The organism is Herbidospora solisilvae, assembly GCF_009901565.1.
Taxonomy (GTDB): Bacteria; Actinomycetota; Actinomycetes; order Streptosporangiales; family Streptosporangiaceae; genus Herbidospora; species Herbidospora solisilvae.
On the sequence record NZ_WXEW01000001.1, the window covers coordinates 424701 to 442087 of the forward strand.

The 17387-nt window shown below is 74.9% G+C and carries 14 protein-coding genes; 4 read left to right on the forward strand and 10 right to left on the reverse strand.

Annotation, left to right across the window (positions count from 1 at the left end; translation table 11 throughout):
* Position 1: 1 nt before the first annotated feature.
* The 7 genes from GT755_RS01980 to GT755_RS02010 are packed head-to-tail and all read right to left on the reverse strand — an operon-like array spanning position 2 to position 7580.
* Positions 2-2851 carry a tetratricopeptide repeat protein gene (locus GT755_RS01980; RefSeq protein ID WP_161477955.1) on the reverse strand — a complete coding sequence of 950 codons (2850 nt, stop codon included), beginning with the start codon at positions 2849-2851 and terminating at the stop codon, positions 2-4.
* Positions 2852-2857: 6 nt separating this feature from the next.
* Positions 2858-3181 (reverse strand): hypothetical protein, encoded by a 324-nt coding sequence (locus tag GT755_RS01985; protein WP_161477956.1) that lies wholly within the window; start codon positions 3179-3181, stop codon positions 2858-2860.
* A gap of 11 nt (positions 3182-3192) precedes the next feature.
* Entirely contained in the window at positions 3193-4386 is a 1194-nt protein-coding gene (locus GT755_RS01990; protein ID WP_161477957.1) for an ABC transporter substrate-binding protein, read from the reverse strand.
* Positions 4383-5381 (reverse strand): branched-chain amino acid ABC transporter permease, encoded by a 999-nt coding sequence (locus tag GT755_RS01995; RefSeq protein ID WP_161477958.1) that lies wholly within the window; start codon positions 5379-5381, stop codon positions 4383-4385. The genes GT755_RS01990 and GT755_RS01995 overlap by 4 nt, the downstream gene beginning before the upstream one ends.
* Complete coding sequence (locus tag GT755_RS02000; protein WP_161477959.1) at positions 5378-6190, reverse strand: branched-chain amino acid ABC transporter permease; 813 nt, start codon at positions 6188-6190, stop codon at positions 5378-5380. Before GT755_RS02000 ends, GT755_RS01995 begins: the two co-directional genes overlap by 4 nt.
* Positions 6187-6840 (reverse strand): ABC transporter ATP-binding protein, encoded by a 654-nt coding sequence (locus GT755_RS02005; protein WP_161477960.1) that lies wholly within the window; start codon positions 6838-6840, stop codon positions 6187-6189. Before GT755_RS02005 ends, GT755_RS02000 begins: the two co-directional genes overlap by 4 nt.
* Positions 6837-7580, reverse strand: coding sequence for an ABC transporter ATP-binding protein (locus tag GT755_RS02010; RefSeq protein ID WP_235965777.1), 744 nt, complete (start codon positions 7578-7580; stop codon positions 6837-6839). Before GT755_RS02010 ends, GT755_RS02005 begins: the two co-directional genes overlap by 4 nt.
* A 179-nt stretch (positions 7581-7759) precedes the next feature.
* Between GT755_RS02010 and GT755_RS02015 the strand changes: the two genes are divergently transcribed.
* A complete protein-coding gene (locus GT755_RS02015; protein ID WP_161477962.1) occupies positions 7760-10492 on the forward strand; it encodes a helix-turn-helix transcriptional regulator in 2733 nt (910 codons plus the stop codon).
* Positions 10493-10560: 68 nt separating this feature from the next.
* Here GT755_RS02015 and GT755_RS02020 read toward each other — a convergent pair whose 3' ends face one another.
* The 3 genes from GT755_RS02020 to GT755_RS02030 all read right to left on the reverse strand — a co-directional run bounded on the left by GT755_RS02020 (position 10561) and on the right by GT755_RS02030 (position 13266).
* Positions 10561-11691: an acyl-CoA synthetase family protein gene (locus tag GT755_RS02020; RefSeq protein ID WP_161477963.1), complete on the reverse strand. Its 1131-nt coding sequence runs from the start codon at positions 11689-11691 to the stop codon at positions 10561-10563.
* 122 nt (positions 11692-11813) lie between these two features.
* Positions 11814-12560, reverse strand: coding sequence for an IclR family transcriptional regulator (locus GT755_RS02025; RefSeq protein WP_161477964.1), 747 nt, complete (start codon positions 12558-12560; stop codon positions 11814-11816).
* Between the two features lie 106 nt (positions 12561-12666).
* Entirely contained in the window at positions 12667-13266 is a 600-nt protein-coding gene (locus tag GT755_RS02030; protein WP_161477965.1) for a ScbR family autoregulator-binding transcription factor, read from the reverse strand.
* A 267-nt stretch (positions 13267-13533) separates the two neighbouring features.
* On the opposite strand from GT755_RS02030, the gene GT755_RS02035 reads away from it, so the two are divergent.
* From GT755_RS02035 to GT755_RS02045, 3 genes are all read left to right on the forward strand, one after another.
* Positions 13534-14910, forward strand: a complete 1377-nt coding sequence (locus GT755_RS02035) for a family 2B encapsulin nanocompartment shell protein (RefSeq protein ID WP_235965779.1) — start codon at positions 13534-13536, stop codon at positions 14908-14910.
* A 76-nt stretch (positions 14911-14986) separates the two neighbouring features.
* A complete protein-coding gene (locus tag GT755_RS02040) occupies positions 14987-16354 on the forward strand; it encodes a family 2B encapsulin nanocompartment shell protein (protein WP_285581276.1) in 1368 nt (455 codons plus the stop codon).
* Complete coding sequence (locus GT755_RS02045) at positions 16351-17385, forward strand: family 2 encapsulin nanocompartment cargo protein polyprenyl transferase (RefSeq protein ID WP_161477967.1); 1035 nt, start codon at positions 16351-16353, stop codon at positions 17383-17385. Before GT755_RS02040 ends, GT755_RS02045 begins: the two co-directional genes overlap by 4 nt.
* Positions 17386-17387 lie beyond the last annotated feature (2 nt).

Sequence of the window (17387 nt, forward strand, 5' to 3'; positions counted from 1 at the left end):
GTCAGCCGCCCTCCTCCGCCACGAGGTCGCGGGCCAGCTCCGGGACGGGCTCCCCGGTGAGCTCCCGCCACCGGTCGCCGATCTCGCCGGGCCCGGCCGGGGCGACGCAGCGCACGACCCAGTCGAGCGCGGCCTCCGCGTCGCCCCGGATCTCGGCGACCCGGACGAGCTGGCGGTAGGTGGCGGTCGTCATCCGCCGGTCGCCGAGAGGCCCGTTGGCGTCCAGCGACCGGCGCAACCACCGGTCGGCCTCGTCGAGCCGCCCGCGTTCGCAGGCCACCCGGCCGAGCCCGTGGCAGCTCCCGGCCATCACGGGCCGGTAGTCGATCTCCTCGCCGGTGGCCAGCGCGGTGCGGTACCACGTCTCGGCCTCGTCCCACTCCCCCCGCTCCTCCGCCACCCGGCCGAGCTGGTGCTGGACGGCGGCGAGCTGCGCGCCGGCGGGCCGCTGCGGGAGCGCGGCGAGCAGGTCGCGGTAGCCGCGGCCCGCCTCGTCCAGGCGGCCCGCGGCGAGGTGGCGTTCGGCGTCCCCGGCCACCAGGGAGAACCACAGTTCCCCGGCGGGGCCGTCGAGGGCCGGGGCGATGCCGCCCGCGAACTCCAGGGCGCGGCGGCCCCTGGCGGTCCACATCCGCCCCTCCTCGTCGAGGTCGCCGGACCATCGGGTGGTGAGCACCGTCGCGATGCGCTGCGCGGTCCGCCACTGTCGGCCGTCGAGGGCCGCGCCGAACACCCCGGCCAGGCTGTCGTACTGGACGCGCAGCACGCGGGCGGCCAGTTCGGCGTCGCCCTCGGTGAGCTGGTGGTGCAGCCGTTCGGCGAACTCGGCGGTGGCCTCCATGAGGGCGAACCGGGTGGTGGCGTACTCCTGGTCGAAACCGCGCTGACCGGCGGCCCGCCACTCCTCGACGAGGTGGGGGCGCAGGGCCGGGTGGAGGGCGTACATGCCGAGCGCCATGGCCAGCGCGGGGCCGGTGCCCAGGCCGTCGGCGGTCTCGGTGCTGACGCGCACGCGGGTGAGCAGCCCGGTCGCGACGGCGCGGTCGAGCTCCGCGCGCCAGGCCGCGGGACCGAGGCCGCGGAAGGCGTCGGGGGCCGACCAGAACCGCGACACCACGGCGAGGACGTCGGTGATCACGACCCCGGGGAACAGGGCCACGGCGCCCAGCCGCCGCCGCTCGTCGGCCGACAGGTAGGTCAGGGCGTGGTGCACGCCCGCGCCGAGCAGGTCGCGGCCGAGGCCCCGGTGGCGGAGGGCGTCGAGCAGTTCCTCGGGCTCGGTGTCGGCCAGCCGGGGCAGGGTCAGCCGCATGGCCAGGGGGTGCCCGGCCAGGGCCGCCATCAGGTCGGAGAAGACCCACCGCCGGCGGCGCGGCGCCGCGCCCGGCACGGCCGCCAGCAGCCGGTCGGCGTAGCCGGTGGCGTCATCGGCGTTCAGCCCGGCCACCTCGATCCTCGGCAGGTCGCCGAGCCGGGTCTCGGAGGTGCGGCTGGTGATCAGCACCGCGCCGCGCGCCGACGCGGCCACGTCGGCCACCAGGTCGCGCAGGGCGGCCGGTCCGTCGTCGTCGGGGGAGCCGAGGGAGTCGAGGGTGTCGAGGCCGTCGAGGATCAGCAGCAGCCGCCGTTCGCCGAGGAGCCGCCGCACCAGGTCGCGGCGCCGGTCGCGGCCGGCGCGGGCGAACTCGGGACCCAGGCGGGGCAGGCCGAGGGCGGCGACGATCGTGTCGGGGCCGGCGGCGGCGTGCCGGACCACGTCGGCGGGGTCGGCCCCGCCCGTGCGGGCCCACCAGCGGCCGAACGCCTCGGCCAGCTCGGTCTTGCCGATCCCGGGAGGACCGTGCAGCAGGGCGGCCCCCCGGTGGTGGAGGTGGTCTTCCAGGTCGTGGAAGAGGTCGTCGCGGCCGACGAACGTCTCCCGCGAGGTGACGGGGTCGCCCTTGGGGTCGAGCAGGTCGGGGAAGCGCGCGTCGTGGCGGAGGTGGTGGACGGGGACCAGCCAGTCGTCGAGGCGCAGGGGCCCACGGAGGCTGGGGCGTTCGGGCCGTCCGGCCAGGCGTTCGCGGCCGGCCGTCACGGCGGCGGTGACGGTGTCGCCGGCGATCAGGCGGTCGTACAGGCAGGCCAGGAACCCGGCGGCGGCGGCCGCGTCGAGGCGGTGGGGCAGGGCCACCGCCGACCCGGCGGCCCCGGCCAGCACGGCCGCGGCCTCGGGCGGGCACGCGCCGGCGATCACCAGCGGCACGTCGCACCCGCCGAGCGCCTCGGCGACCTCCTCGGGCGGTCCGGGCAGGCCGCCGCCGTCGAAGTGGACGACGTGGCAGCCGGACGCCTCCTCGCGGAGCCGGGCCAGGGTGGGCGGGCGCAGGACGACGAGGTCGACGTCGCCGCCGAGCCGGTCGAGCAGCGGGCGGGTGACGATCGGATGGTCCCCCCGGGAGAGCACGACGAGCACCCGCAGCCGTTCGCCGGGCACGCACACCGGCTCGCCCGGCTCGGTTCCGGGCGTGGCGCGCACCACCGCGACCTGGTCGAGGACCAGGAACCGGCCGCGCACCGGGTCGCGCAGCAACTCCCACGGCAGGCCGGCCTCCCCCCGGATCACCAGCTCGACCGGGCCCTCCCCGGCCCGTGCCGCCTCGTAGGCGGCCCGCCGGTCCTCCGCCGCGAAGAGGGCCGCGAACAGCGCCTCGCCCCACGCGGCCATCTCGGCGGAGAGCTCGGCCCCCCGCGCGGCGCCGACGCCGTAGGGCACACGCCGATAGTCCTCCAGGTACCACCGGAGGTCGGGCGGGTCAGGCGGGCACGCGAAAGCGGCGTCGCCGACGTCGAACAACAACCGATCAACCACCGCGGCTCAGTTCGCGAACTTCCGGGCCGTCTCGCGCGCCCGCTCGGCGGCCTCGCCGGCCTGGGCGGGGGTGATGACCGAGCCCGTCATCCGGCTCAGGCGCGTCACCTGGTCGGCGTAGCGCAGGTGCTCGGCGGCGGCGTGCTCCCGGCAGGGCAGGCAGGTCACGCTCTCGGGCCGGACCGACGTCTGCGCGTAGGGCACCCGGGCTCCGCAGCCCGTGGTCACGACCGTCGGCTCGTCGGGCACCAGGCCGGTCGACGACACGAGCAGGTTGCGGTAGGCCGCGCCCGCCTCCAGGATCTTCCGGTCAACGTGAATGTGAGACATCGCAAGTCCGATTAAACCGCCTCCCACCCCGAGTCGCCGAACCGGAACACGCGCAGGTCCTCCACCGGATAGGGGTCGCCGGGGCCGGTCGAGACGGTGATGCCGGGCAGCAGCGTGCCGATCTCGACGTCCCGCAGATCCCGGGCCGCCGCCATCAGGCCCTCCCGCGACGGGCACTCCATCCGCTCCAGCGCCGCCGCGAAGGCCGCCGCCGACGTCCAGCCGAACATCACCTGCGAGCTCGACGGGTCGGCGCCGGGCACGTGCCGCCGGACCGCGTCGGCGAACGTCCGCACGGCCGGGTCGGTCTCCCACGTGACCGGGTCCTTGTAGAAGCCGGTCGTCAGCACGCCCCGCAGCGCCGACGGCCCGAGCGCGGCGATCAGGGAGGGCGTGTTGGCGACGCCGTTGAGCAGGTGGAGCGGGTTCCACGTCGTCATGGCGGCGTCGGCGGCCAGGGCCTGGGCGGCGAACTTGGGCGTGCCGACGTTGAGGAAGACCCCCGCCTTCGACTCGGCCAGGCTCGCCATCTGCGCCTGGACGTCGGCGTCCATCACCTCGTAGCTGCGCCGGGCCACCACCTGGACCCCCGTCCCGGCGACGGCCTCCTCGAAGGCGGTCAGCAGCTCGTGGCCGAAGTCGTCGTTCTGGTAGAGCACGGCGACCGTCGCGTGCGGGCGGGTCTCCAGCAGGTGGCGCGCGTAGACGCGGGCCTCGGCGGCGTAGGTGGGCTGGAAGCCGATCGTCCACGGATAGGCGGCGTCGCCCCATTCGGAGGCGCCCGAGGCGACGAAGAGCTGCGGCACGCCGCGCTGGTTGGCGTAGGCGCGCACGGCGGCCGTCGACGGCGTGCCGAGGGTCTGGAACAGCGCGAAGACGCGGTCGGAGTCGACCAGCCGCCGCGCCTCCTCGACCGCGCGGGCGGGCTGGTAGCCGTCGTCGCGCACCAGGAACTCGACCTGGCGTCCGGCCACGCCGCCGCGCGCGTTCGCCCAGGCGAAGTAGGCCGAGACGCCCTGCGCGACCGCCGCGTAGGCCGAGGCGGGCCCGGACAGCGGGTACACGCCGCCCACGAGCACCTTCCCGGGGGTGAGGCCGTCGGCGCGCTGCCCGGCGCACTCGGCGGGGCTGCTCACGGTCACCTCCGCCGAGGTCAGCCGGCAGGCCGAGACCAGGAGGAGCGCCACCAGCACCAGTCGTCTCATCGCCGGTCCTTCCTGAGGAACGCCGGCGCGCGGCGCGCCAGTCCGGTCACCCCGCTGGGCGCGACCGCCAGCACGAGGATGAGCGCCAGGCCGGAGACCAGCCCCGGCGCGGGGAGGAAGGTCACCACGACCGCCCCGATCACCGCGCCCGAGACGGTCCCGAGGCCGCCGATGACGATCCCGGCCAGCAGGGTGATCGACAGGGTGACGGTGAACGACTCGGCCGCCACGAACCCGGTCGTCCAGGTGAACAGGCAGCCGGCCAGGCCGGCGTACAGGGCCGAGCACGCGAAGGCGTGCGCCCGGATCGCCGCGGGCCGCATCCCGAGGATCTCCGCCGCGCCGGCGTCGCCCCGCAGCGCCACCAGGGCCCGCCCCCAGCTCGACCGCACCACCGAGCGCATCAGCGTGAACGCGGCCGCCGCGACGGCGAGCACGAGCAGGTAGACCCACTGGTCGTCGGCGAGGCCGGTGAGGGAGGGCGCGGCCGGGGTGCGCACCGGCAGCCCCATCGCACCGCCCGGGGCGAGCCGCCGGATCAGCGGCGGCACGGCCACCGCCACCGCGAACGTCACGACCGCCAGGTAGACCCCGCTCAGCCGGACCGCCGGCCGGCCGAAGGCGTGCCCGAGCCCGTAGGCGACCAGCCCGGCCACCGGCAGCGTCACCGGATAGGGCACGCCGGAGGAGAGCAGGATCGCGGCGGCGTACGCGCCGACGCCGAAGAAGGCCCCGTGCCCCAGCGAGATCAGCCCGCCGTGCCCGGCCACCAGGTCGAGCCCCAGCAGCGCCACGACGTAGACCAGCACCAGCGTCACCTGGTGCAGCGGGTAGGGCGGCACCAGGAACGGCACCGACACGGCACCGGCGACGGCCACGCCGAGCGACCACCGGGGGTAGGGCCAGGCCCTCCGCCGGTCGCCCGCGTACTGCCCGACGGCCGGGCGGCGGTGCCCGGTGCCCGGGTCGTGACCCGTGCTGACGCCCGCGCTCATGTCCGCACCCGCGCGAGCCCGCCGCCCCGGACGACCGGCAGCGCCAGCAGGACCGCGAGCGGCACCAGCACCCGCAGGTCGGCCCACAGGTAGGTGCCGGCCAGCGTCTCGGCCACCCCGATCAGCAGCCCGCCCGCGACGGCCGTGACGGGGTCGGCGAACCCGCCGGCGGCCGCGGCGGCCAGGGCCGCGACGAGCGCGCCGCCCATCATGCCCGGCTCCAGGAACACGACCGGGGCGACCAGCACGCCCGACACCGCCCCGGCCACGGCGGCCAGGCCCCAGCCGAGGGCGTGCACGCGGCCCACCCGGACGCCCGACAGGCGGGCCGCCCGGGGGTCGGCGGCGACCGCGCGCAGCGTCAGCCCGGCGCCGCTGTGCCGGATCACGAGGTAGAGCAGCGCCAGCACGGCCCCCACCACGGCCAGCGGTCCGGCGACGCCGAGCGGCCCGGCGGGGAAGGGGTTGGGGAAGGCGCGCAGCGCCGAGGTCCAGATCTGGTCGGCCAGGGCGTGCACCAGGACGTACAGGCCGATCGTCATGATCAGCGCCGCGTCGGCGGCCCGGCGCGTGACGAGCCGCTGCGCCAGCGCGCCCGCGGCGAAGGCGGCGGCCATGGTGAGGGGCAGCGCCAGCCAGTAGGACAGTCCGGCGTCGACGAGCTGCCAGGCCACGTAGGCCGACACCATCGCGAGCTCGCCCTGGGCGAAGTTGACCACGCCGGTGAACCGGTGGACGAGCACCAGCGCCAGCGCGAGCGCGGCGTAGACCGCGCCGGTGCCCAGCCCGTGGAAGACCTGCCCGATCATGCGACCAGCCGCCCGCCGTCGAGGGTGTGCACACGGTGCGCGACCAGCGTGGCGGCCCGCGCGTTCTGCTCGGCGACCACGATCGTGCCGCCCTCGCGTCCGGCGATGGCCGCGAGGGTCTGGAACAACCGGCCGGTCACGCCGGGAGACAACCCCCGCGACGGCTCGTCGAGCAGCAGCACCCGGGGCCGCCCCATCAGCGCCCGCCCGATGGCGAGCATGCCCTGCTCGCCGCCGCTGAGCGTGCCGGCGGGCTGCCGCAGGTGGGCCTGGAGCACGGGGAAGTAGGTGAACACGCGCGCGAGGTCGTCGTCGATCCCCCGGCGCGGCCACCGCCGCGCGAACGCGCCCACCCGCAGGTTCTCCTCCACGGTCAGCGGCCCGAACACGCCGCGTTCCTCGGTCACGTGGCCGAGCCCCCGCCGCACGATCTCCTCGGGCGCGAGCCCGAGCACCGGCGTGCCGCCGACCCTGACCACGCCCCGGGCCGCCACCAGCCCCGACAGGGCCCGCAGCAGGGTCGTCTTCCCAGCGCCGTTGGGCCCGAGCACGACGACGACCTCCCGCTCCCCCGCCACCAGGTCCACCCCGTGCAGCACCCGCACGGCCCCGTATCCGGCCCGCAGGCCGCCGACCTCCAGGCCGCTCATCGGGCCCCCAGGCAGGCCGCGATCACGGCCGGGTCGCGGCGCACCACATGCGCCGGGCCGTCGGCGATCTTGTGGCCGAGGTCGAGGCAGACGATGCGCCCGCACAGGCCCAGCACGAACTCCATGTGGTGCTCGACCACCACGACGGTCATCCCCGTCGCCCGGTGCAGGTCCCTGATGAGGCCCGCCAGGGCCGCCGCCTCCTCCGGGCCGAGCCCGCCGGCCGGTTCGTCGAGCAGCAGCAGCGTCGGCTCGGCGGCGACCGCGCGGGCGATCTCCACCCGTTTCAGCACCCCGTAGGGCAGTCCGGCGGCCGGGTGGTCGCCGAGGCCGAGCAGGCCGAACAGGTCGAGCACCCGGTCGGCGTGCGCGCGCAGCCGCCGTTCGCCGTCCCGGGCGAAGGCGGCCCGCCAGAAGCCGGCGGGCGCGAACCGGTACGCCCCGGTCATGACGTTCTCCCGGACCGACAACCCGGGGAACACCGCCGGGTGCTGGAAGGTGCGCGCGATGCCGCATCCGGCCACCTGGTGGGGTGGTCGCGCGAGCACGTCGTGCCCGGCGAAGCGGATGACGCCCTCGTCCGGGGCGCGGCGGCGGGTCACGCAGTCGAACAGGGTGCTCTTCCCGGCGCCGTTGGGGCCGATGAGGCCCACCACTTCGCCCGGGCCCGCCGTCAGGCCGACGGCGTCGAGTGCGGTGACCCCGCCGTAGCGCACGGTCAGCCGGCCGATTTCCAACATGGGCACCATCGCCTTGTCGCATGCCGACGGAACGGTGCACGAGTCTTGGCAGCGGCGACCGGGTCGCGCATCGGTGAAATCACCAGTCTTGCCCTGCGCGCCGCAGGTGGCGAAAGGTGTCGCGACTTTTCCGGCATGTCCCTCTTTCAGCGATGTCATGCGGCCGTAACACTGAGGAGATGCCGGCAGCCCATCACGTCACATCCGTCCCCCTGCGGGGCCGTGCGGCCGAACTCGCCGCCTTGCGGGACGTGCCGGCCGCCGCGCGGGCCGGGTCGGGTGGCGCCCTCCTTCTCGTCGGCGCGGCGGGAACGGGCAAGTCGGCGCTGCTCGACCTCGCCGCCGCCGAGGCCGGCGACCTGCTGGTGCTCCGCGCACGCGGGGTGGCGTGCGAACACGACCTGCCCTACGCCGGGCTGCACGGCCTGCTGCGCCCGCTGCGCGACCGGCTGGCGGCGCTGCCGAAGGCGCAGGGCGAGGCGCTGACCGAGGCCCTGGACCTGGGCACGCCGACGGGCCGCCTGGTCGTCCCGGCCGCCGTGCTCACGCTGCTGTCGCTGGCGGCGGCCGACCGCCCGGTCGTCGCGGTCGTGGACGACCTGCACCGGTTCGACGCGCCCAGCCGCGAGGCCCTGCTGTTCGCCGCCCGGCGCCTGGCCGGCGAAGCGGTGGCCCTGCTGGCGGCCGCGCGCTCCGACGTCTGGGCGGGGGCGGTGCCGGTCCGGCAGCTCGACAACCTCGACGAACGGGCCGCCAGGGAGCTCACCGACGACCTGGTGCCCGGCGGGCTGCCCGACGACCTGCGGGCCGCGCTCGACCAGATCGCCCGGGGCAACCCGCTGGCGCTCACCGAACTGGCCGCCGCCCTCACGCCCGAGCAGCTCGCCGGGACGGCCGCCCCTCCGGCGACCCTGCCGCGCGAGGGGCGGTTGTGGCGGGCGTACACCGACCAGATCGGCGACCTGCCCCGCCCGACGCGGGACCTGCTGCTCCTGCTGGCCGCCGATCCGCGCCTGGACACGGCCACGCTGGTGAAGGCGTTCGACGGCGACCCGTTCACCGCGCTGGAGGCGGCCGAGGAGGCCGGGATCGTCGAGGTCGCCGGTGACCGGTTCCGGTTCCGCGACCCGGCGGCCGGGCCGGTGGTCTACCACGACGCGTCGCTGCTGGCCCGCCGCGGCGCTCACCGGTCGCTCGCCGGGGCGCTGGCCCACCACCGGCTCCGGCGGGCCTGGCACCGGGCCGCCGCCCTCGACGGGCCGCCCGAGGAGCTGGCCGACGAACTGGAGGCCGCCGCCACCGCGACCGGTTCGCCCTGCCCGTTCCCGGAGTTGTCGCTGGCCTACGAACGGGCCGCCGAGCTGAGCACCCGCGGCGACGTCAAGGCGACCCGGCTGGCCGCCGCCGCCCAGTACGCCCGCCTCGAAGGCCGTCCCCACCGCGCGCACGCCCTGCTCGACCGGCTGCGCAGCGGCGCGGTCTCGGCCGAGCTGCGGCAGCAGGCCGAGAGCATCCGGGCCCGGCTGGAGTTACGCGGCGGCGAGACCAGCTTCGCCCGCGACGAGCTCCTCGCCGTCGCCGCCTCCCTGCTCGACCGCGACCGCACGATGGCGGTCCGGGCGCTGGTGCGGGCCGCCGAGGCCAGCTACCTGGCGGGCGACCACCACCGCTTCGTCGGCATCGCGCGCGACGCCCTGACGCTGCGGCGCGACGACGACCCGCCCGCGATCCGGCTGATGTTCGAGTATCTGACCGGCATGGCGGCCTCGTTCCGGGGCCGCCACGACGAGGCGGCCGGTCCGCTGCGCCGGGTCGTCGAGCTGGCGCCCCACGTGCACAGCCCGTCGGTGCTCGTGTGGGCGGCCGTGTCGAGCCTGATGCTGGGCGACGACGCGCAGGCCTTCCGGCTCTCCACCCGCGCGGTCGAGACGGCCCGCGCGCTGGGCGCGGTCGCGACCGTGCCGCAGGTGCTGGAGTTCGCGATCAACAGCGAGTTCTGGCTCGGCCGGTTCGCCTCGGCCGCCGCCAACGCCTCGGAGGGCCTGCGGCTGGCGCAGGAGACCGGCCAGCGCGGCAGCGCCGGGCAGCATCTCGGCTGGTTGTCGATGATGGCGGCCGTCCAGGGAGACGAGGAGACCGTGCAGACCCGGGCGCGGGCCGCGATCGAGGTGGCCGGCGCGCACGGGGTGAGCATCGCCGGGGCCCTGGGCAACTGGGCGCTGGCCCAGATCGACCTGGCCTCGGGCCGCCCGGCGGCGGCGGTGCAGCGGCTGCGGCCGACCGCGCGGGCCGACGTGCGCAACACCCATCTGGTCGTCCAGGTGACCGCGACGCCGCACTTCGTCGAGGCCGCCGCGCGGACCGGCGACCGCGACCAGGCCGCCCGCGCCCTGCGCGTCTTCGAACGCTGGGCCGAGAGCACGGGCAGCCCCGACCGGCGGGCGCTCGCCGTGCGCTCCCGCGCCCTGCTCGCCCCGCCGGGCGAGGCCGACGACCTGTTCCGCGCCGCGCTCGACCTGCACCATCAGGGCTTCTCCGAGTTCGAGACGGCCAGGACCGAGTTGTTGTACGGCTCCGCCCTGCGCCGCGACCGCCGTCCGGGCGCCGCGCGGGAGCACCTGTACAGCGCCCTCGACACCTTCGAGCGTTACGGGGCCCGGTTGTGGGTCGACCAGGCCCGGAGCGAACTGCGCGCGGCCGGCGAGCCGGTGCGCACGACCCGGCCGAAGGCGGCCGAGGAGCTGACCGCCCAGCAGTTCCAGATCGCCCGCATGGTCGCCGACGGCGCGACCAACCGGGAGGTCGCGGCGCAGCTCTACCTGAGCCCCCGGACGGTCGAGCACCACCTGCGCAACATCTTCGCCAAGCTCGACATCCGGTCGCGGGTCGAGCTGGTGCGCCTGCTGACCTGAACGGCCCGCGCGCGGCGACCAAGACGGGAGCGGGTGGGGGGCTCCTCCTTCGCGCACGGGCCGTCCGCTCAGGCGCCCGCGTCCAGCACGTAGTGGTGGTCGCGGGCCAGATGGAGGAAGCCGTCGGCGTCGAGGCGGCCGCGCTCGCCCGTGCGCAGCACCCCGCGCAGGTCGTCGCCCCGGGCCAGGTCGCGCGCCGAGCGGGCCGGGCCCATGCCGACCGTGTCGCCCTCGTAGACGACCTCGCCGCGCACGACCGACAACCGCCCGCCGGGCAGCGCCGGGCCCACCGAGCCGGGGCGGGCCTGGCCGGGCGGGGTGGCGGCGACTCCGTACAGGAGAGAGGCGAAGCCCTCCGGCGGGGCGCCGCCGACCATGGTGAGCGTGCGCAGGGAACGGTGCCGGACGGGCGCCCAGCCGAGCCGGTGCAGCAGCGCGAACACCCGCGGGGAGGCGGCGAACGACCCGCACGCCCACCGTTCGGCGGCGGCCCAGAACTCCGCGCCCGCGACCGAGCCCTCGGCGGCGACGACGGCCGCCCCGGCGGCGAGGTGGGCGTTGAGGAGCGCGAGCCCGGCGCCGGTGAACAGGGGCGGGCTGGTCAGCGTGGCCTCGCCGGAGCGGATGCGCAGCGCCCGCGCCACCGCCTCCCCCTCGGCCTGCACGGCCCGGCGGGACAGCCGCATCCCGCCGGGCCCGTCGAGGAGCACCACGGCCAGGTCCGGGTGGACCGGGGCGCCGGGGTCCGTGCGCACCCATGCCCGCCCGTCGGCGCGGTATCCGGGCGGCGGTGCCCCCGGCGCCCCGAGCAGGGCGGCCGGCGTGAACCGGGTCACGAGGTCGCCCGCGCGGGAGCGGACGAGCCGGGGATCGAGCGGCGCGACCGGCCGCCCCGCGCGCAGGGCGGCCAGGTAGGTGACGATCACCTCGGCGGTCGCCGGCGCGGCCAGCATCAGCAGCCCGCCGGGCAGCCGCGCCAGCCGCAGCGCGGCCCGCTGGACGGCCCGCCGCAGCACGGGCCCGTAGAGGATCTCGTCGGTCCGCGCGTCGATCACCCGGGTGTCGCGCGCGCCGGGCGCGGGACCGTCCTGACCGGGCCCGCCCGGCCGCGCGGATGCCCGGCCGCGCGAAGGGGTCGGGGCGGGCCCGGACAGGAGCCGGGGGTGGGGAATCGCTGCGCAGATCCGCTGCGGAGGCATGGGACGCTCCTCGGTCGGAGAGGGGGGCGTGCTCTCGGGCCGAGAGCGTAAGCCGGGCTTTTTCCGGGATGCCACGACATGTTCCAAATATTGGAACAAATGGCCTCTAAGCCGGCGGCGGCTCATCCGGCCAGCCGGGCCGTCCGCAGCGTGACCGTGAGTTCGTGGCCGGCCCGCCGCACCGCGGCCTCCGCCGGGCCGGCCTGCAGGAGCGTGATCGGGCCGGACACGCCCACGGCCACCACGCCGAAGTTGGGCACGCCCAGAACCGGGACCGCGATGGCGCTGAGCCCCGGGACGTACTCCTCGACGCACCACGCCACCCCCTGCCGACGGACCACGGCGAGCCGGCGTTCGAGCACGCCGGGGTCGGTGATGGTGCGGTCGGTGTGGCGGCGCAGCGGGATTCGCAGGTCGGGCGGGCCGCCCTGGTAGGCCAGCAGGACCTTCCCGGCCGCCGTGCAGTGGGCGGGCGCGAGTTCGGCGGTCCGCCACAGCGCCTTGGTGTGGGTGCGCGGGCAGAGCGTCATCACGTACTCCGCCTGGCGGTCGGTCAGCACCGCGATGGAGACGATCTGGCGGGTGTTCTCGTACAGCTCCAGCAGGTGGGGCGTGGCCATGCGGCGCAGCCACTGGAAGTGGCGGGCCCGCTCGGGCTGCGCGTAGGGGCGCAGCGTGGCGGCGACGCGGTAGTCGGCTCCGGTACGGCCCACGAGGTCGTCGGCCTCCAGGGCGGCGAGCAGCCGGTGGACCGTCGACTTGGGCATCTGGACCTGGCGTGCCAGGGTGGTGAGGCTGACCGGCTCCGACGACGTGGCCAGAGTGCGCAGCACGATCATGGCTTTGGCCAGCGTGCCGATCCGTTCCATGACGGCTCCTTCAGCGCGTTAGACGTCCCCGAAAAAAACCGACCGGAATGTATTTTTATAGGGCCGGCTCGGGGCGAACTGAAGGGGGGACAGCAGAACCTGTCGCTCAGGTGAGGGCGAGCGCCTCGGCCCGGCGGACGGTGGTGCGGGGCGAGGGTTCGGCCTGGATGCCGAACAGCACGACGCGCCACATCTCGCGCAGCCGCTCCTCGGTGTCGGCCCGGCCGAGCGTGTCGCTGACCTGGAAGACCCCGAAGAACGAGCTGACGACGACCCGCGCCGCCTTCTCGGCGGTGACGCCCTCGGCGAGCTCGCCGGCCCGCTCGGCCGGGTCGAGCACCTGGGTGAACGCGGCCTCCCAGGCGCCGACGTTGCGGTCGAGGGCCAGCCGGGCCCCCGCGCGCATGACCGGTTCGTCGCGGAAGGCCCGGGTGATGGCGAAGGTCAGCGCGACCACCACCACGACCGGGTCGGACTCCTCGGCGCAGAAGCGTTTCACGAGGGCGGGCCAGCGTTCGAGCTGACGCTCGACGATCGCCTCGGCCACCGACTCCTTGTTCGGATAGTGGAAGTAGATCGCGCCCTTGGTCACCCCGGCCCGCTCGTGGATCTCGGTCAGGCTGGTCCCGGCGTACCCGTTGGCCGCGAAGATCTCGGCGGCCGCGCGGAGCAGCCGTTCACGGGTCGCCAGTGCACGCTGCTGCACGGCCCTCGCCTCCTACGGGCCCCGACCCCACAGACGCGGCCCTTTCAGAGGTTAACACGGGAAGAATCTACCAAATCGGGTAACGGACCCACTACGGATAATCACCGTCTATTTCGGTGTTTTATGGCCGGGTCATTCGAATGCAAACTCGTAATTGACACTCCGAAGATCGCCCCTGCATTATTGATCCGTTCGGCCAGCCCAATGAGGTTTCTCGCGCGGGCCCCCCTGAATTTCTTTCGCTTCGCCGCAGGAACAGGAGTCGAGTTGACCGTTGAGAACGAGCAATTGAGCCTGGGCACGGCGGCGGCCAGGAAACTGGCCACCACCACCAAAACCGTCCCCCAGATGCAGGGCATCAGCAGCAGGTGGCTGCTGAAGGTGCTGCCCTGGGTCCAGGTCTCCGGCGGCGCCTACCGCGTCAACCGCCGCCTGTCCTACGCCGTCGGCGACGGGCGGGTCACCTTCACCGTCCAGTCGGGCCAGGTGCGGGTCATCCCCGCCGAGCTCACCGAACTCCCCCTCCTCCGCGGTTTCGACGACCCCGACACGCTGACCGCCCTGTCCGAGCGCTTCACCCAGCGCGACTTCTCCTCCGGCGACGTCATCGTGGAGGCCGGCCAGCCCGCCGACCAGGTCATATTGGTGGCCCACGGCAAGCTGACCAAGATCGGCACCGGCCCCTACGGCGACCAGGTCGCGCTGGGCCTGCTGGCCGACGGCGACCACATCGGCGACCAGTCCCTCCTGGCCTCCGGCACCTGGGACTACACGGTCAGGGCCACCACGGCGGGCACCGTGCTGACCCTCCCCCGCAGCGAGTTCGAGCGGCTCGTCGACCAGTCCGACGCGCTCCGCGCCCACGTCGAGTCCTACCAGGCCGGCTCGGGCCGCCCGCAGGACGAATACGGCGAGGCCGCGATCGAGGTCTCCTCCGGCCACCACGGCGAGCCCTCGCTGCCCGGCACGTTCGTCGACTACGAGACCTCCCCGCGCGAATACGAGCTGAGCGTCGCCCAGACCGTCCTGCGGGTGCACTCACGCGTCGCCGACCTCTACAACGACCCGATGGACCAGATCGAGCAGCAGCTCCGCCTCACCATCGAGGCGCTGCGCGAACGCCAGGAACACGAGATCGTCAACAACCGCGAGTTCGGCCTGCTCGCCAACGCCGACCTCAAGCAGCGCACCCACACCCGGTCGGGCCCGCCGACCCCCGACGACGTCGACGAGCTGCTGTCGCTGGTGTGGCGGGAGCCGTCGTACATCCTGGCCCACCCCCTGGCCATCGCGGCCTTCGGTCGGGAGTGCAGCGCCCGCGGGGTCTACCCGACCAGCGTCGACGTCGGGGGGCACCACTTCCCGTCGTGGCGCGGGGTGCCGATCCTGCCCTGCAACAAGATCCCGGTGACCGACACCCGCACCTCCTCGATGATCGTGATGCGGCTCGGCGAGGAGAAGCAGGGGGTGGTCGGCCTCCACCAGGTCGGCATCCCCGACGAATACCAGCCGAGCCTGTCGGTGCGCTTCATGGGCATCGACGAGAAGGCCATCATCAAATATCTGGTGAGCGCCTACTATTCGGCCGCGATCCTCGTCCCCGACGCACTCGGAATTCTGGAGAACGTCGAAGTCGGTCATTGACGAATGGTTCCCCCAGGGCGGCCCGTGCGGAAATTCTCGGGCCGCCCTTTTTAATTCCCACCAGTAAGGGAGTGGCGTGAACGATCAACTCAGCCTGGGCACGGCGGCGGCCAGGAAACTGGCCACCACCACCAAAACCGTCCCCCAGATGCAGGGCATCAGCAGCAGGTGGCTGCTGAAGGTGCTGCCCTGGGTCCAGGTCTCCGGCGGCGCCTACCGCGTCAACCGCCGCCTGTCCTACGCCGTCGGCGACGGGCGGGTCACCTTCACCGTCCAGTCGGGCCAGGTGCGGGTCATCCCCGCCGAGCTCACCGAACTCCCCCTCCTGCGCGGATTCGACGACCCCGAGGCCCTCGAGGCGCTCGCGGGCCGGTTCGCCCAGCGCGACTTCGCCGCCGGCGACGTCATCGCCGGGCAGGGCGACCAGGCCGACGAGGTCATCCTGGTCGCGCACGGCAAGCTCACCAAGGTCGGCACCGGCGCCTACGGGGGCGAGACCGCGCTCGGCCTCCTCGCCGACGGCGACCACGTCGGCGACCACGCCCTGCTCGCCCCCGGCACGTGGGACTTCACCGTGAAGGCCACGACGGCGGGCACGGTGCTGACGCTGGGCCGGCGCGCGTTCGAGGAACTGGCCGACCGGTTCGAGACGCTGCGGGCCCACGTGGAGGCCTACCGCAGCAGTCCGGAACGACCGCAGGACCGGCACGGCCAGGCGGAGATCGCGCTCGCGGCGGGCCACCACGGCGAGGCGGCGCTGCCGGGCACGTTCGTCGACTACGAGACCTCCCCCCGTGAATACGAGCTGAGCGTGGCGCAGACCGTGCTGCGGGTGCACACGCGCGTCGCCGACCTCTACAACGACCCGATGGACCAGGTCGAGCAGCAGCTCCGGCTCACCATCGAGGCGCTGCGCGAACGCCAGGAACACGAGATCGTCAACAACCGCGAGTTCGGCCTGCTCGCCAACGCCGACCTCAAGCAGCGGCTCCAGTCGCGGTCGGGCCCGCCGACCCCCGACGACATGGACGACCTGCTCTGCCGCCGCCGCAAGACGCAGTACTTCCTGGCCCACCCCCAGGCCATCGCCGCGTTCGGCCGCGAGTGCACCAAGAGGGGCGTCTACCCGACCACCGTGGAGGTCGAGGGGGCCCGCCTGACGGCCTGGCGGGGGGTGCCGATCCTGCCGTGCAACAAGATCCCCATCAGCGAGGCCCGCACCACCTCGATCATGGCGATGCGGCTCGGCGAGGAGAACCAGGGGGTGGTGGGCCTGCACCAGACCGGCATCCCCGACGAATACCAGCCCGGCCTGAACGTGCGGTTCATGGGCATCGACGAGCGGGCGGTGATCAACTATCTGGTCAGCGCCTACTACTCGGCGGCGATCCTGATCCCGGACGCGCTCGGCGTCCTGGAGAACGTGGAACTCGGCCATCGATGACGACGACCGAGACGGGGGCTCGCGACGTCGCGGAGGTGCTCGCCTGGAGCCGCGACCTGGTGCAGCCGGCGATCCGCGAGGCGGCGGCCACCCTGCCGGCCTCCATGCGGCACATCTCCGGCTACCACATGGGCTGGTGGGACGAGCGGGGCCGCCCGATCACCACCGGCTCCGGCAAGTCGGTGCGGCCGGCGCTGGCGCTGCTGGCCGCCGAGGCGGTGGGCGGGACGGCCGAGGGGGCGCTGCCGGCCGCGGTGGCGGTCGAGCTCGTCCACGACTTCTCCCTGCTGCACGACGACGTGATGGACGGCGACGCCACCCGGCGCCACCGCCCCACGGCGTGGCGGGTGTTCGGGGTGAGCCAGGCGATCCTGGCCGGTGACGCGCTGGTGTCGCTGGCGTTCGCCCGGCTGGCCGAGAGCGGCCAGCCGCTGGCCCACGAGGCGGCGCGGCTGCTGAACGCGACGGTGCTCGACCTGCTCGACGGGCAGAGCGCCGACGTCGGGTTCGAGGACCGGTCCGACGTGACGCTGCCCGAGTGCATCCGGATGGCGGGGTCGAAGACCGGCGGGCTGATCGCGTGCGCCTGCGCGCTCGGGGCCCTCTACGGGGGAGCCGACGCACGGGCGATCGAGCACCTGCGGACCTTCGGCGCCGAACTGGGGCTGGCCTTCCAGCTCGCCGACGACCTGCTGGGCATCTGGGGCGACCCCGAGGTGACCGGCAAGCCGGTGTTCTCCGACCTGGCCAACCGGAAGAAGTCGCTGCCGGTGGTGGCCGCGCTCACCTCCGCGACCGGGGAGGCCGCGGAGCTGGCCGAGATCTACCGGTCGGGCACGGTGTTGTCGGACGCCGAGCTGGCCAGGGCCGCCGACCTGGTGGAGCGGGCCGGAGGCCGCGACTGGTGCCGCGAGACCGCCGACGGCCTGCTGGCGCGGGCCCCCGCCCACCTGGCGGAGGCGGGCTGCGCGGCCCGCCCGGCGGCCGAGCTCACGGCGCTCTCGACGCTGATGGCCCGGCGCACCCTCTGAGA